This is a genomic window from Paenibacillus sp. FSL P2-0121 (assembly GCF_037975345.1).
Classification (GTDB): domain Bacteria; phylum Bacillota; class Bacilli; order Paenibacillales; family Paenibacillaceae; genus Paenibacillus_AQ; species Paenibacillus_AQ odorifer.
This window is the reverse complement of sequence record NZ_CP150245.1, coordinates 4816123-4830556: the sequence shown is the minus strand read 5'-3', so window position 1 is coordinate 4830556 and position 14434 is coordinate 4816123. Positions and strand designations below refer to the sequence as shown.

Sequence of the window (14434 nt, the reverse complement as noted above, 5' to 3'; positions counted from 1 at the left end):
ACAGTTCTAGAAGTTAAAGTATAAAAAGGTTGTAATTCGGTTGAAGAATAACAGCGAGAACAAAATGATAAATGCCATCACAAATGCTGTTTTCCAGCTATACTGAAAATTACGTTTGTTCAACAGATGAAGGGGATTCCAGAGAATGATCGTCATTAAGATGAGAATCAGGATGATTGCCCATTTAAGCGATCCAATAGATTGCATAGATACCCCGTTAAGTCCACTCATCCCTTTCAACAAACGAAATGCCTGCGATATATGTTCTGCACGGAAAAATACCCATGTGATGTTCACAAATATGAAAGTCAGCAACCATGATAACCATTTGGGAAGGGAGAAGCCCCAGCGTCCCCAACATTTCTCTACAGCTTGTCCTACTCCATGCAAGAGCCCCCACAGGATGAACAGCCAACCCGCACCGTGCCAGAAACCACCGAGCAGAAAAGTAATAATGACATTTCGGATCGAAATCCAGAAGCTTTTCCGGTTGCCGCCAAGTGGAATGTAGATATAATCTCTAAGAAAATGGCTGAGCGTAATATGCCAGCGTCTCCAGAAATCGCGGATGCTTACGGCTCGGTAGGGTTCATTGAAATTTTGCGGCAGATGGATGTTGAACAGCAGTGCTATTCCAATCGCCATATCGGTATAGCCGCTGAAATCATAGTAGATTTGTAAGGTATAGGAAAGGATAGCCACCCATGAATCTACAAAATATGTTGCAGCTGCAAAACCGTTATCAGCATAACCAGCTAGGGTATCCGCTAGGATGACTTTTTTTCCTAATCCGATGCTGAAGAAGAGGGTCCCCTTCCGTATGTTGTTCCAATTCCAAACCTTATTTCGCAGTTTATCGAATTGGGGCATCATATCCTTGTGATGAAGGATGGGACCGGAGATCAGATGCGGGAAAAAAGTCACAAATAGCGTGTAATTCAAAAGATTGTACTCACGCGCTTGGTTCCGGTAAACATCAACGAGGTAGGCGATTTGTGTAAAGGTAAAGAAACTTATGCCTAAAGGCAATATAAGATGGTGCAGAGAAAGGTTGCTTGCGGTTACCTCATTCCAATTTTCTATAAAAAAATCCGTGTATTTGTAATAGCTGAGTAATAGAATATTTGTGCTTAAGCTAAAGATTAGCAGCGGCCGGCGAAGCTTAGCTGTTGTGGAATGAATGAAATGGCCCATAACATAGTTAAATAAGATGGATAACAAGATTAGAGGGACATATTTTATGTTCCAATACCCGTAAAAAACTAAAGAGGCGAGGGTAAGCCATACCTTAGCACAGAGTGTGAGACGAAGACGATTCAGAATAAAATATCCGGCCAGCACGATAGGCAGAAAACCAAACATAAAGGGATACGAATTAAATAGCATAACAACAATCCTCACTTATAGCAGATTTGGTATGAAATCACTATAAGCCAGAGATCTTAAGGCTTTATGTTATGAAATCTTATCATTTTCTTAATGGATGAGATTGTACAAAAAAATCCCTGCAAGCATCATTCGCTCACAGGGAAAGAGGTTTCAAATTCAGTTTGTTTGCGTGTGCTTTTGGCTGTAATGGTTCCGCCGTGAAGCTCTGCAATACTCTTGGCTATGGCCAGCCCTAAGCCACTTCCGCCTGTCTCTCGGGAGCGGGATTTATCGACACGATAAAAGCGTTTAAATAAGTGGGGGAGGTCGGATGCAGGGATAGGAGTACCGTAATTCGTACATAGAGCAACTATTCTATCGTCTTTTCTAACAACAGAAATGTCTAGAATTTTTCCTTCCTTTCCGTATCTTACGGCATTGGTAAATAGGTTCTCATACAATCGCACCAGCTCGTCCGCATCTCCGTTGATAATCAGAGGAGCTGTATCCGTATGAATGCGGTAGGTCATATCTGCTTGTTCCAGTACGGGTGCAAATTCTTCAATCAGCTGTTCGAGCAGCTTGCCGAGATCTACAGGCTCAATATTTAGCGGTAATCCGCTGCTGCTGACGCGAGTGTATTCAAATAAATCGTCGATTAGCTTTTTAAGAGTCAGAGATTTCTCATAGGCAATATTCACATAATAACGCAGCTCAACCTCGTTTTTATAACGATCCTTCTCCACATATTCAAGGAATCCGAGAACAGAGGTTAGTGGGGTTCGGAGGTCATGGGACACACCTGTGATTAGGTCGTTTTTGGCTTTTGCAGCGGCTCGTTCTTCCTCTATAGCAGATTTTAGCTTGCCAGCCATAGTGTTCATATTTTCAGCGAGCTTTCCGAGTTCATCCGTACCTGTTACCGGCACCTTGAAAGACAAATTGCCATCCGCAATGGCCTGAACTCCGCTAGTAATGTTATGAAGATTCTTAGTTGTATTTCTGGACAGTTTTAGGATGAAAAAAATAAATAAAGGAATCCCTATAAGAATCACAACTGGCGTTGATCCAATGGTATTGATCACCCAGAGAATGAGTCTGACTCCCCAAAAGGAGCGTGAAGGATTTAACCACAGCAATAGTGAAGTGCCATAATAGCCGCCCATTAAGATTAAAGCGGTGAGTGCTAGGCTCGTTAAGCTGAAGCCAACTATTTTCCAGGATAGGGTATCGAATCGTTTAAAGTTCAACTAGAAGGACCTCCTTTTTCCAGTTTGTAGCCAACGCCCCATACCGTTTTTAAGTATTGTGGTTTACGCGGATTTTCTTCTATTTTTTCTCTGATTTTACGAATATGCACCATAAGTGTATTGTTGCTTTCCAGGAATTGTTCTTTCCATACTTTGGCGTAGATCTGCTCCATGCTTAGGACTTGTCCCTTATTACGGGCGAGCAGCTCTAGAATCGCAAATTCTCGCGGGGTAAGCTTAACTGGGTGATCATCCACACTTACTTCATGCGTAACCGAATTAATAACCAGGCCATCAATGATGATTTCATCCTGTTTGGCGTTTAGATCTGCCATGTAATTTCGAGTTCTGCGCAGCTGGGATTTAACACGGGCAACTAACTCCAGCGGACTAAAAGGTTTCGTAACATAATCATCTGCACCTACGCTTAGTCCGGTGATTTTATCAAGTTCCTGCCCTTTAGCAGATAACATGATGATCGGAAATTTTTGCGTTTCACGAATTTTAATACAAGCCTCAATGCCGTCCATATTAGGCATCATGATATCAAGAACCATGAGGTCTATAGTCTCTCTATTGATAATTTCGAGTGCTTCCAGCCCGTCTCTGGCAGTTAACAGCCGGTAACCCTCGTTCTCCAGATAGATCTGCATTAGTTTAATAATCTCGGCTTCGTCGTCCACCAATAGCAGCGTTGCGTTGTGCATTTCTCAGCGTCCTTTCTTGCTTGTAAAGCGCAATTCTTGCTATAAGAAGTATACAACATTTTCTTGTTTGGAAGCCTCATTTGAAGACCAGTGAAGGCAAAGGTACTGTATAGCAGCTAATAAATTAGTGGAATAAAAGACCAAATCCCCCACAGCATTATGCCAGTTTGGTTTTTCCTTTTAGTTTGCTCTGATCGCTGTACCTCAATCCATGTGTTGATCTGTAGATAATACATTCTCAGCCATGGCTCTATCATGTAAGAAATAATTCTTAAACTTTATTTAACAGGAAACTTCTTAACAGCGGTGGCAGATAAAAGTAAAGGGAAACTTAATAGTTTCTTAACAAGTCTTAAGAAATAGGAAGCTACTATGCTATAATAATTTCAAATTATATATGTGGGGGTTATTTGGTATATGTGGAAAGAATTTAAAGCTTTTGCCTTAAAAGGAAATGTTCTTGATTTAGCGGTTGCGGTCATTATTGGAGCTGCATTCGGAAAGATTGTAACTTCATTAGTAAATGACATTATTATGCCAATTGCAGGTTTGCTTACGGGTGGTATAGATTTAAAGGACCGGGTGCTTGAAGTCACTACGGACCTGAAAATACCTTACGGACTATTTTTACAATCGGTTGTTGATTTCTTTATTATTTCCTTCTCTATCTTTCTGGTGATTAAGCTCGCCAATAAATTTCAGCGCAAAGAAGCCGTTAAAGTTGAAGTGGTAGAGACTCCAGCACCTGCAGAGGATATCGTGCTGCTTACGGAAATTCGTGATCTTTTGAAACAACAAGAACGTGGTTTGTAATCCTGAAATATAACCAAGAAGCGCCAGGAGTCCTTGTCCTGGCGCTTCTTGGTTTCCTTTTATAAACTCAGTACAATCTATAATCTAGTTACAAATTTTAAGTAAATATAATAAACGCACTTGCATTTCGCTGGTGTAAGTGATAATTTTGTTAGTAAGGAAAACTTGAATCTCAATTAAATAAAGGATCAATCCTTCAGGGCAGGGTGTAATTCCCTACCGGCGGTGATGCTGTTGTAGAAGTAACTTATTCAGTTCATCTACAGTGCTCAGTCCGCTACCCGGCTCGCGTTGTTGACGCGAACGGTGGACCTGGTGAAATTCCGGGACCGACAGTATAGTCTGGATGGAAGAAGGAGAGGTTGACTGCTTGTCTGCAATGGACTGGCGGATCGCAGTGTTTTCATATAATCATGTGCGATATTTCACAATACCCGTCGATTGACGGCTATTTAAGCACACTTTTATTTGGACTGCCGATGAACTCTCGCATAACCCATCTTGAACTCCTCCTGGAGAATGAGATGGGTTTTTCTGTTTTTTTAGCTTAAGAATTGACAGCAGTGGATAGGAGGAAGAGATGGACAACATGAATGATGAGTTTTATATGTCGCTAGCACTGGACATGGCCGAACGTGCCCAAGGACAGACGGGAATTAACCCTGTTGTTGGCTGCGTTGTGGTGAAGAATGGAGCAATGATTGGACTCGGAACTCATTTACAGCGAGGTACGGGGCATGCCGAGGTGCACGCCTTGAATATGGCAGCTGGGCAGGCACAGGGTAGTACGGCATATGTCACACTAGAACCGTGCAGCCATTATGGAAAAACTCCACCTTGCAGCCAAAGGCTGATCGATGAAGGGGTAGCTAGGGTTGTAGTTGCTTGTGAAGACCCCAACCCCCAGGTGGCAGGAAGAGGAATCCAAATGCTGCGTGACCAAGGGATTGAGGTCGAAGTAGGTTTGTTGCGTGATCGCGCGCTTCGATTGAATGAGCGTTTTATCAAATATATTTTGACAAAACAACCTTTTGTTACGCTGAAGAGTGCAAGTACACTTGATGGCAATCTAGCTACCAAATCTGGTGACAGTAAATGGATTTCGAATGGGGAAGCGCGGGAGATCGTACATACGCTGCGGCATCGGCATCAGGGCATCATGGTCGGTGTGAATACAGTGATTGCTGATAATCCCTCTCTGACAACAAGAACAGAAGTGCCTGGCATTAACCCGACGCGGATCATCATTGATTCCGGGCTACGTATTCCTCTGGATTCGGCAGTTGTATGTGATGGTCTAGCGCCTACACTTATTGTAACAACCGATGCTGCAGATCCTGCTAAGAAGGCTGCACTGCTGGAAGCAGGCGTTCAAATCGTTGTGTGCGGAGCAGGTCCAAGAGTGGATCTGAAGGCGGCCATGATATCCCTTGGCGAAATGGAAATTGGCTCTATTTTACTGGAAGGCGGGGGGACGCTGAATGGTGCGATGCTGGAGAGCGGGCTAGTGGATCGTGTGATTCTTTTCTTCGCTCCAAAAATTGTCGGCGGTGGTGCAGAAGCGAAAGGGACTTTCGTATTTCCGGGTGTAGAGCTGATGAAGGATGCGATCTCACTTGAAGGATTGGAAGTAAAAGTGCTAGGAGATAATGTATGTATCAGCGGCACTCCGGTACGCTAACAAAAGCTATGCAAGAAGTGAATTTGAGGAAGTAATGCTTTTTAGGAGGGATATCATGTTCACCGGATTAATTGAAGAGGTTGGTGTTTTGCGCAGTGTCTCCGCCGGTGGGGAAATGATGGTGCTGAATATTGCCGCTTCGGTCATCATGGATGATCTAAAAATCGGTGACAGTGTGTCCGTCAATGGGGTTTGCCTCACGGCGACAACTTTGGGCGATCATTCCTTTACAGTGGATGTAATGCCGCAGACCTACCGGAATAGCAACCTGAAGGAACTGAAGCCCGGCAGCCGGATGAATCTGGAACGAGCGATGGCAGCCGGCGGGCGTTTTGGAGGGCATATTGTCCAAGGACATGTTGATGGCACTGCCATTATTAAGAGTGTAAAACGTGATCAGAATGCTGTTGTATTCGAGATTGCACCGGATCGTAAATCACTATTTAAATATATTATCCCCAAGGGATCGATCACGATCGACGGCATTAGTTTAACTGTAGTGAAGACTACAGCCACATCGCTTGCAGTGTCCATTATTCCGCATACGTTAGGGGAAACAGTTCTGACGCACAAACGGGCCGGGGATAGTGTAAATATCGAGTGTGATGTACTTGGCAAATATGTAGATCATTTATTGCATTATGGCTCAGCCGCCCAAGATGAAGAAAGCGAGAGCCGCTCCGGGATTAGTCATGATTTTTTGGCGGCGAACGGGTTTGTTTAAATAAAGAGTTTGCTTACGAAGAAGGAAATAATCTTTCGTAAAGCTTTTAGGAGGATAGGATCATGAGCGAGCAATCGAAAAAGGAAAGTGTCTTGGATCCGATTGAAGAAGCAATATATGACTTAATGCGCGGTAAAGTCATCATTGTAGTGGATGATGAAGATCGTGAGAATGAAGGGGATTTTATAGCCCTTGCTGAACGTGCGACACCAGAGGTCATCAATTTTATGATTACTGAGGGACGTGGATTGGTTTGTATGCCTATTACCCAGGAGCGTGCGGCAGAACTTGAACTGCAAGCCATGGTAACCCACAATACCGATAATCACGGTACGGCTTTTACCGTATCTGTTGACCATAAAGATACAACCACTGGGATCTCTGCGGGGGAAAGATCTTTGACCGTTAAAGCCATGATCGATCCAAAAGCGAAACCTGCTGATTTCCGCAGACCGGGGCATATGTTCCCGCTGATTGCGAAAAAAGGTGGCGTTCTGCGCCGCTCCGGACATACGGAGGCTGCTGTTGATCTAGCGCGGATGTGTGGCGCTTATCCAGCCAGTGTCATTTGCGAGATTATCAAGGAAGATGGCTCAATGGCCCGCTTACCTGATCTAATCGAAATTGCCCGCAAGCATGATCTTAAGCTGATCAGTATCAAGGATCTTATTCATTATCGCAACGAAAAAGAACAACTCGTCACACGCGAAGTGTCTGTACGACTTCCTACCGATTTTGGAGATTTCCAGACCATTGCTTATACAAATGAAGTGGATGATAAAGAGCATGTAGCTTTGGTAAAAGGCGATATTTCCGGCGATGAGCCAGTGCTTGTACGTGTACATTCCGAATGCCTGACTGGTGATGTATTCCACTCCCATCGCTGTGATTGCGGCCCGCAATTTGAAGCTGCACTGCGGCAGATCGAAACTGCCGGTAGGGGCGTGTTACTCTATATGCGCCAAGAAGGCAGAGGCATTGGCCTTATCAATAAGCTTCGGGCTTACAAGCTGCAAGAGGAAGGTCTTGACACTGTAGATGCGAATCTAAAGCTTGGTTTTCCAGCAGATCTGCGTGACTATGGAATTGGAGCACAGATTCTGAAGGATCTGGGTGTGCGCCAAATCCGTCTGCTCACGAACAACCCGCGTAAGATCAAAGGGCTGGAGGGTTATGGGTTGGAAGTCGTTGAGCGCGTGCCGATACAAATGCCGGAGAACAAGGACAACACCAATTATCTCCACACGAAGCAAGCGAAGCTTGGACATATGCTGTCTTTTGACGATATTGAACAAAATGAGGATTCGAAAGCTTAACCATACATTATAAAAAACGAAGGGTAGATGATGGATATGCCGAAATATTTAGAAGGTCACTTAGTTTCTGAGGGGTTAAAATACGGAGTTGTTGTAGGACGTTTTAATGAATTTATTACCAGCAAGCTTTTGTCAGGTGCACTTGATGCCTTTAAACGCCATGGTGTTGGTGATGATGAAGTGGATGTTGCTTGGGTTCCAGGGGTATTTGAAATTCCGTTGATCGCGCAAAAAATGGCTGAAAGCGGCAAATACGACGCTGTAATCACCTTAGGAACGGTTATCCGTGGTTCCACTACACACTATGATTATGTATGTAATGAAGTTGCCAAAGGAGTAGCCGCTATCAATCTTAAGACCGGCGTGCCGACCATTTTTGGCGTAGTCACTACTGAAAATATTGAACAGGCCATCGAGCGTTCAGGAACCAAAGCAGGCAATAAAGGCTGGGATGCTGCGACTGCTGCGATTGAAATGGCGAATCTTAACAAACTGTTTAAGTAAGTCAGCTATTGACGAATCAGTCGAATTCGTGCTTATTTATAGTATAAGAAGAAAGCATGGATTATAAGAGCCCTTTCTACTTGTGTAGCGTCCAGACGGGCGCTGCACTTTACTTTTTTTGGCGGGAGGATGCTTCGTGACTGTATTGTACAAGCTGGAGACGTTTGAAGGTCCGCTGGATCTGCTCTTGCATTTAATTGATAAGGCGGAAATCGACATCCAGGACATTCCGGTCGCCGAGATCACCGAACAGTATATGGAATACCTGCGTAGCATGCAGGAGCTTGAATTGGATATTACGAGTGAATTTCTCGTGATGGCCGCTACCCTTTTATCTATAAAGAGCAAGCTATTGCTGCCCAAACCACCGGTCATTGAGATCGATGATTTTGAATATTACGAAGAGGATGAATTTGATCCACGAGCTGAACTTGTTCAGCGACTGATTGAGTATCGTAAGTTCAAGAGTATTGCTGTACATTTAATGGATATGGAGAGCGAGCGGAGCTTGATTTTTACGAAGGAGCCTGAGGATTTGGGTCCATTCGTGCCAGAAGAGATTGATCAAACGCTAAAAGGACTACATACCTCAGATTTAATAGCCGCTTTTCGTAAAGCGCTAAGTAAGGCTGCCAGAAGGTCTTCTTACCAGCGGATCACCCGGGATGAAATATCGGTAAAAGATCGTATACGTGATGTATCAGATGCGCTGCAGCGCAGAGGAACAGGCGGTAAGCTGCATTTCTCGGCACTGCTTCACGATGAAATGGCACGGCACGAAATCGTAGTTACTTTTCTTGCGATTCTGGAACTGATGAAAATGAAGGCGATTTTTTGCTACCAAGAGAAATTGTTTGATGACATCGTAATGGAGTGGAGAGGAGGAGAACACTTCAATGGATTACAAAACGCTGAAATCGATTATTGAAGGCCTGCTGTTTCTATCAGGGGATGAAGGAATCTCCGTACGCCAAGTGGCTGAAATTACGGAACAGCGCCCAGAGCTTGCGGCTGGAGCATTAGAGGAACTAAAAGAAGATTATGTAGCACAGGAGCGGGGCTTACAGGTAGTGCAAATTGCCGGGAATTATCGGCTGGCTACATTGCCTGATCATGCCCACTATTTTGAGCGTCTGGCCTATTCACCATCCAGATCAACCTTGTCTCAGGCTGCCTTAGAGACTCTCGCAATCGTGGCTTATCGCCAACCGATTACGCGGGTGGAGATTGAAGAGATCCGGGGTGTGAAGTCGGAACGCGCAATTCATACGCTGAATAACAAGGATTTGATTCATGAGGTTGGTCGTGCGGAAGCGGTAGGCCGGCCAATTTTGTACGGGACGACTAAATCCTTCTTGGAGAGCTTTGGTCTTGCCAGTCTAAAGGATCTGCCGGAACCGACAAATTTTGAGTCCACGGATAATTTGGAAGAAGAGACACAGCTATTGTTCAATAAGCTGGATACTCAAATGACTTTTGAGGATGTCGAGCTGCCTTAGTTCGTACGAGAACGCTAATAATTGTATTGAAGGGACTGCCTTTAAACCATTTATGTGGTTTGGGACAGTCCCTATTTTATTTAAGCTCATATTTTTTATGCAAACCCCGAATTTTTTCCAGCTTAAATTGCCATACTAAACCAAAGGTTCCCATTATTAAGGTTTCTTGGAGGTAAATACGTGACGTTATGGCTTGCAATTCCCCTTGTTTTGCTTGTACTGGCACTGATCCTGGTCCTGTCTTCATCTATCGATTTCCGCATACGGTGTTATAAACATGGAAAAAATGACCTGCTCGAATTAGATGTTACCTCTCTTTTTGGTTTGATAAAGCTTCACTATGAACTTCCCCAATTGGTCTTTAAGGGATTGGAGCAGGGTGTGTGGGGAAAGTTTAAAGAGACAGGGACTGCGACGACAGGTGTAGATACCGTAAAAGAAGAGATATTTGATAAAGAAAGAGTAATGCACTGGCGCGCCAATGTTAACCAAGCTGTGAAATCTACACGCGGCTTGAAGGAATGGTTAAAAGAGACTGTAGCTCATGTCAAAATATCAAAGCTCGATTGGTCCACCGATTTCTCTCTTGGTGATGCAGCAGACACTGCGACCGCATCGGGAGCGGTTTGGGGCCTGAAGTGGAGTATTGTTGGTTTTATTTCGCAGTGGGTAAAATTGCAGCAGCATCCTCGAATTTTTGTTAAGCCTGTTTTTGAAGATGAGCTTTGTTTTGCAATGGAGTTTGTCTGTAAGGGGAAAATGTCAGTCGGCTATACTTTGTATGCCTTAATGCGACTATCTCGGCGTGTCTTGCGTGAAAAAGGCGGGATCGGCCATTGGAGAAATCTGCTGAAACAGATTCGTCAGGAGCCACACGGGAAAGTTTAAAATGAAAGTTACATACAAATGGGCGGATGTGGGGATGATATACGCTGTAGAAGAAAGAGAAATCGTACTCAATTAAAGGAGGAAACAATATGAGCGACCATCCTATTCAAGGCCTAATGCAAACAGCGATGGAAAATATCAAGGGTATGGTAGATGTGAATACCATTGTCGGTGATCCAGTACAAACCCCTGACGGCAGCATTATCCTGCCTATCAGTAAAGTTGCCTTTGGATTTGCTGCTGGTGGTAGTGATTATCGAGTAGAAGATTCTATAAGTGGTTCAAGCTCCCAAGGTGGAGTCAAAATGCTTCCATTTGGTGGAGGTAGCGGGGGAGGCGTCTCCATTCGACCGATCGCTTTTTTAGTGGTAGGTAAGGATGGAGTGAATATTGTCCCTCTGGACAATCAAACTCACCTATTCGAAAAAATCATCGATGCAACACCAGGGCTCATCGACAAAATTCAAACGATGTTCCAAACCGGTAATGCTGCAGCTCAAACGCCGCCAACACCTGCCACACCGGCAGCAGCACCTGTTAAAACCGATCCAAGTACATCTCAATCTTCAACTCATTAGGTACACATAATTCTACAAATAGCCTCGGGGATATCGCCATACACAGGCGGTGTCCCTTTTTTGACGTGTCAGAAAGTATATTTTGATCCCCAAATTACCTGAGAATGTATCGAAGCAAAGCCTCACGTTGTGGGGATATTTTGTGTGGAACATCCCAAGGAGTGGACATACCCTAAGGCTGGTCCGCATACACTTGTACAACATAAACACTTTTACTTAAGATCCGATAAGAAGCCGGAGGATGAACATGAAGACAATAACCCGTAAATGGCCATTCGCCTTAATATTGTGCCTTTCGCTGCTGCTTCTGGCGCCGCTATCTTCAATTCAGGCCGAGAACAGCTCTATCTCTACACATGCAAGAGCAGCGGCACTGATTGATGTGGAATCTGGGCGTATTTTGTACAGCAGCCGTGGGGATGAGCCTATGCTTATTGCCAGCTTGACCAAAATTATGACCGCCCTCGTCGCCATTGAGAATGGTGATTTAGCCTCTAAAGTCAAAGTAGGAAAAAATGCCTATGCGAAAGAAGGCTCTTCTATTTACTTGCAGCAGGGAGAAGAGATGACGCTGGAAAATATGCTGTATGGCCTGATGCTGCGCTCAGGGAATGATGCAGCAACGGCGATCGCTGAGCATATCGGTGGTTCTGAGGAAGGTTTTGTATACCTTATGAACGCTAAGGCTGAGGAGCTAGGGCTAACCCATACTCATTTTGCTAATCCCCATGGTCTTGACGCTGAAGGGCATTATTCTAGTGCTAACGACTTGGCTGTTCTGACCGCTTATGCTCTTCATAATCCTGTATTTAAAGAAATTGTGAAGACGCAGGAGAAAACTGCAGACAATCCAAATGAGAAATGGGATTACAAATGGAGAAACAAAAATAAGATGCTGTATTTATACGAGGGAGCGGACGGTGTAAAGACAGGTTATACCAAAAAAGCACTGCGCTGCCTTGTCAGCTCTGCCACCAGAAACGGCCAGCAGCTTGTCGCAGTTACTATAAATGACGGCGATGACTGGAATGATCATGCTTCCCTGCTAAACTTCGGGTTTAATCACTATCCGCTCAAAACACTGATCGAACGTGGTGATGCCGTGACGGGCTATAACTTTGTAACCTCCAAAACCTTTGCTTATCCACTTGGACAAGGTGAACAAAATAGAGTGATCACGAAACTTGTTTTAAATCAGAAGGAAAGTGCTTCAGCCGAAGCTACACGAGCGAATTTTGGACTGCAAGGAGCGCTTGTGCTGGAGCTGGGCGGAAAAGAAATAGGTCGCGTGCCGGTGTATACTCCTGAGAACCTGCCTCCTGAGCAATCTGCTTATATGAAAAAGTACAGTCCAACACTAGCACAGGCTTACCCGGCAAATAATTGGTTCCAGGCGCTGGGCAGTGCACTGAAGGCTCTATTTGAAATGGGAGCGAGTTCGAAATAAGAAAATGGGCTGATGAATGAAGAAGGAGGCGTATCCATGATTAACGGGATTTGGCTAGGAATGATCATCATCGGTTTTCTGTTCGCCGCCGTTAACGGCAGAATGGATGAGTTTACAGCCGCCGTATTCGACGGAGCCAAGAGTGGGGTAACGGTAAGTTTTGGCTTAATCAGTGTGCTTGTGTTCTGGCTTGGGATTATGAAGATAGCAGAAGATGCAGGTTTGCTTAAAAAGATTGCCAAGGTGCTTGGCCCTGTCGTAGCTTTTTTATTCCCTGATGTGCCGAAAGGGCATCCTGCCATAGGATATATTCTCTCCAATATGAGTGCTAATCTGCTCGGACTAGGCAATGCCGCAACGCCAATGGGCATCAAGGCGATGCAGGAGCTGCAAAAGCTCAACCCTGATAAAGAGACCGCGACACCAGCCATGTGTACTCTTCTAGCGCTTAACACAGCAAGCATTACGCTTATCCCGGCCACACTGATTGCCATCCGGTTAAACTATGGTTCAGCCGATCCCGCAGGCATAGTAGGTACAACACTTGCAGCAACGGCCGTGGCTACACTTGCAGCGATTGCGGCAGACCGGTTTTTCCGAAGGTTGACTTTATTGCGCAAACCGCCGAAGCCCCCTTCAGCAAAGTCCGGGGTTCCTCCTTTGGCGAAGACAACACTCCCTAATTCCTCATTGAAAGGGTGAACGTGATTTGTACCAGTTTATCAGTCTCATATCGGCATGGGCGATTCCGGTCATGATCACGTTCATCCCGCTCTATGCTTTTACGCGCAAAGTGCCAGTCTACGAATCCTTTGTTGAAGGTGCGAAAGATGGGTTTGGCACGGCCATTGCGATTATTCCCCATCTTGTGGGGATGCTGGTTGCGATCAGCGTTTTTCGCGCTTCCGGTGCGCTGGATTTTTTTATGGGCTTCATATCCCCAGCCCTGCGGGGGCTTGGTGTTCCGGCAGAAGTATTGCCGCTTGGTCTTCTGCGGCCGCTTACGGGGACTGGGTCGCTTGCTTACACTACGGATCTAATCCGTGTGCATGGCCCGGATTCTTTAATTGGTATGATTGCTTCCACCATACAGGGGAGCACAGATACTACGCTTTATGTTTTGACCGTTTACTTTGGAGCTGTAGGCGTACGGAATGGCCGTTATGCGCTTAAGGTTGGCCTGTTCTCCGATGTTGTCGGCTTTGTCGCCGCGATCGCTGTGTGTTTGCTATTATTTGGATAGTCACCCCATTGCCCCCCTGAACATATGCTATTGCAGCAATGTGGAGGGGGGCATTCCGCAATGAACTATAAAGGTTTTATTCTGCATCATTCTAGCTGCACATCCATTAACGGTAAAGGTTTTGACTTCTGGGTAGGAGTGGATGGCGCAATTTATGCAGCACCGCTACTGACAGATCCGGAGTATATTCATATTTGTTTGGAAGGTGATTTTGGTAAGAAAGTGGGCGATCCTCCAATATCCGGAAGGCAGGAGCAGCTTTTTGCAACGGCTAAACTTGTTTTAGAATTAGTAGAACGCTACCAAATCTCCCCTTTAATCATCGAACCCCACAATAATTCCTGCCCAGGAGCATTTTTTCCTTGGAATGAACTTGTGATTTATCCCTCTGATGGTTATCATTGATCTGAGGTGAC

General features: G+C 45.0%; 16 protein-coding genes and 1 riboswitch. Of the genes, 13 read left to right on the top strand and 3 right to left on the bottom strand.

Annotation, left to right across the window (positions count from 1 at the left end):
- Nucleotides 1-6: 6 nt before the first annotated feature.
- The 3 genes from MKY54_RS21510 to MKY54_RS21500 form a co-directional block, all read right to left on the bottom strand.
- Complete coding sequence (locus MKY54_RS21510; protein WP_076127439.1) at nucleotides 7-1386, bottom strand: MBOAT family O-acyltransferase; 1380 nt, start codon at nucleotides 1384-1386, stop codon at nucleotides 7-9.
- 128 nt (nucleotides 1387-1514) lie between these two features.
- Complete coding sequence (locus MKY54_RS21505; RefSeq protein WP_076184051.1) at nucleotides 1515-2618, bottom strand: HAMP domain-containing sensor histidine kinase; 1104 nt, start codon at nucleotides 2616-2618, stop codon at nucleotides 1515-1517.
- Entirely contained in the window at nucleotides 2615-3325 is a 711-nt protein-coding gene (locus tag MKY54_RS21500; RefSeq protein WP_076302771.1) for a response regulator transcription factor, read from the bottom strand. Before MKY54_RS21500 ends, MKY54_RS21505 begins: the two co-directional genes overlap by 4 nt.
- A gap of 417 nt (nucleotides 3326-3742) precedes the next feature.
- Here MKY54_RS21500 and mscL point away from each other — a divergent pair, with 417 nt between their 5' ends.
- The 13 genes from mscL (at nucleotide 3743) to MKY54_RS21435 (ending at nucleotide 14423) form a co-directional block, all read left to right on the top strand.
- Nucleotides 3743-4138: a large-conductance mechanosensitive channel protein MscL gene (gene mscL / locus MKY54_RS21495; RefSeq protein WP_076127447.1), complete on the top strand. Its 396-nt coding sequence runs from the start codon at nucleotides 3743-3745 to the stop codon at nucleotides 4136-4138.
- Nucleotides 4139-4326: 188 nt separating this feature from the next.
- Nucleotides 4327-4500, top strand: a riboswitch (FMN riboswitch).
- 218 nt (nucleotides 4501-4718) lie between these two features.
- Complete coding sequence (gene ribD / locus MKY54_RS21490; RefSeq protein ID WP_248548480.1) at nucleotides 4719-5819, top strand: bifunctional diaminohydroxyphosphoribosylaminopyrimidine deaminase/5-amino-6-(5-phosphoribosylamino)uracil reductase RibD; 1101 nt, start codon at nucleotides 4719-4721, stop codon at nucleotides 5817-5819.
- A 55-nt stretch (nucleotides 5820-5874) separates the two neighbouring features.
- Entirely contained in the window at nucleotides 5875-6543 is a 669-nt protein-coding gene (ribE, locus tag MKY54_RS21485; protein WP_248548481.1) for a riboflavin synthase, read from the top strand.
- Between the two features lie 62 nt (nucleotides 6544-6605).
- Nucleotides 6606-7859 carry a bifunctional 3,4-dihydroxy-2-butanone-4-phosphate synthase/GTP cyclohydrolase II gene (locus tag MKY54_RS21480; protein WP_076127453.1) on the top strand — a complete coding sequence of 418 codons (1254 nt, stop codon included), beginning with the start codon at nucleotides 6606-6608 and terminating at the stop codon, nucleotides 7857-7859.
- 36 nt (nucleotides 7860-7895) lie between these two features.
- A complete protein-coding gene (ribE, locus tag MKY54_RS21475) occupies nucleotides 7896-8363 on the top strand; it encodes a 6,7-dimethyl-8-ribityllumazine synthase (protein WP_036676377.1) in 468 nt (155 codons plus the stop codon).
- A gap of 136 nt (nucleotides 8364-8499) precedes the next feature.
- Nucleotides 8500-9291 (top strand): segregation/condensation protein A, encoded by a 792-nt coding sequence (locus tag MKY54_RS21470; RefSeq protein WP_036676147.1) that lies wholly within the window; start codon nucleotides 8500-8502, stop codon nucleotides 9289-9291.
- Nucleotides 9260-9862 (top strand): SMC-Scp complex subunit ScpB, encoded by a 603-nt coding sequence (scpB, locus tag MKY54_RS21465; RefSeq protein ID WP_036676149.1) that lies wholly within the window; start codon nucleotides 9260-9262, stop codon nucleotides 9860-9862. Before MKY54_RS21470 ends, scpB begins: the two co-directional genes overlap by 32 nt.
- A gap of 180 nt (nucleotides 9863-10042) precedes the next feature.
- A complete protein-coding gene (locus MKY54_RS21460; RefSeq protein WP_339187853.1) occupies nucleotides 10043-10750 on the top strand; it encodes a DUF2953 domain-containing protein in 708 nt (235 codons plus the stop codon).
- A gap of 89 nt (nucleotides 10751-10839) precedes the next feature.
- On the top strand, nucleotides 10840-11328 hold the full coding sequence (gene ytfJ / locus MKY54_RS21455; RefSeq protein WP_076127461.1) for a GerW family sporulation protein: 489 nt from the start codon (nucleotides 10840-10842) through the stop codon (nucleotides 11326-11328).
- A 247-nt stretch (nucleotides 11329-11575) separates the two neighbouring features.
- Entirely contained in the window at nucleotides 11576-12775 is a 1200-nt protein-coding gene (locus tag MKY54_RS21450; protein WP_175618935.1) for a D-alanyl-D-alanine carboxypeptidase family protein, read from the top strand.
- 36 nt (nucleotides 12776-12811) lie between these two features.
- Nucleotides 12812-13477: a nucleoside recognition domain-containing protein gene (locus MKY54_RS21445; RefSeq protein ID WP_076127464.1), complete on the top strand. Its 666-nt coding sequence runs from the start codon at nucleotides 12812-12814 to the stop codon at nucleotides 13475-13477.
- Between the two features lie 7 nt (nucleotides 13478-13484).
- On the top strand, nucleotides 13485-14018 hold the full coding sequence (locus MKY54_RS21440; protein ID WP_036676158.1) for a spore maturation protein: 534 nt from the start codon (nucleotides 13485-13487) through the stop codon (nucleotides 14016-14018).
- 60 nt (nucleotides 14019-14078) lie between these two features.
- Nucleotides 14079-14423: an N-acetylmuramoyl-L-alanine amidase gene (locus tag MKY54_RS21435; protein WP_076127466.1), complete on the top strand. Its 345-nt coding sequence runs from the start codon at nucleotides 14079-14081 to the stop codon at nucleotides 14421-14423.
- Nucleotides 14424-14434: the final 11 nt, after the last annotated feature.

What these genes read in the sequence shown, in the direction of transcription:
- MKY54_RS21510 (WP_076127439.1), bottom strand. Translation starts at nt 1,386, where the DNA reads ATGCTATTTAATTCGTATCCCTTTATGTTTGGTTTTCTGCCTATCGTG.
- MKY54_RS21500 (WP_076302771.1), bottom strand. Translation starts at nt 3,325, where the DNA reads ATGCACAACGCAACGCTGCTATTGGTGGACGACGAAGCCGAGATTATT.
- mscL (WP_076127447.1), top strand. Translation starts at nt 3,743, where the DNA reads ATGTGGAAAGAATTTAAAGCTTTTGCCTTAAAAGGAAATGTTCTTGAT.
- ribD (WP_248548480.1), top strand. Translation starts at nt 4,719, where the DNA reads ATGGACAACATGAATGATGAGTTTTATATGTCGCTAGCACTGGACATG.
- ribE (WP_248548481.1), top strand. Translation starts at nt 5,875, where the DNA reads ATGTTCACCGGATTAATTGAAGAGGTTGGTGTTTTGCGCAGTGTCTCC.
- MKY54_RS21480 (WP_076127453.1), top strand. Translation starts at nt 6,606, where the DNA reads ATGAGCGAGCAATCGAAAAAGGAAAGTGTCTTGGATCCGATTGAAGAA.
- ribE (WP_036676377.1), top strand. Translation starts at nt 7,896, where the DNA reads ATGCCGAAATATTTAGAAGGTCACTTAGTTTCTGAGGGGTTAAAATAC.
- scpB (WP_036676149.1), top strand. Translation starts at nt 9,260, where the DNA reads ATGGATTACAAAACGCTGAAATCGATTATTGAAGGCCTGCTGTTTCTA.
- ytfJ (WP_076127461.1), top strand. Translation starts at nt 10,840, where the DNA reads ATGAGCGACCATCCTATTCAAGGCCTAATGCAAACAGCGATGGAAAAT.
- MKY54_RS21450 (WP_175618935.1), top strand. Translation starts at nt 11,576, where the DNA reads ATGAAGACAATAACCCGTAAATGGCCATTCGCCTTAATATTGTGCCTT.
- MKY54_RS21445 (WP_076127464.1), top strand. Translation starts at nt 12,812, where the DNA reads ATGATTAACGGGATTTGGCTAGGAATGATCATCATCGGTTTTCTGTTC.
- MKY54_RS21435 (WP_076127466.1), top strand. Translation starts at nt 14,079, where the DNA reads ATGAACTATAAAGGTTTTATTCTGCATCATTCTAGCTGCACATCCATT.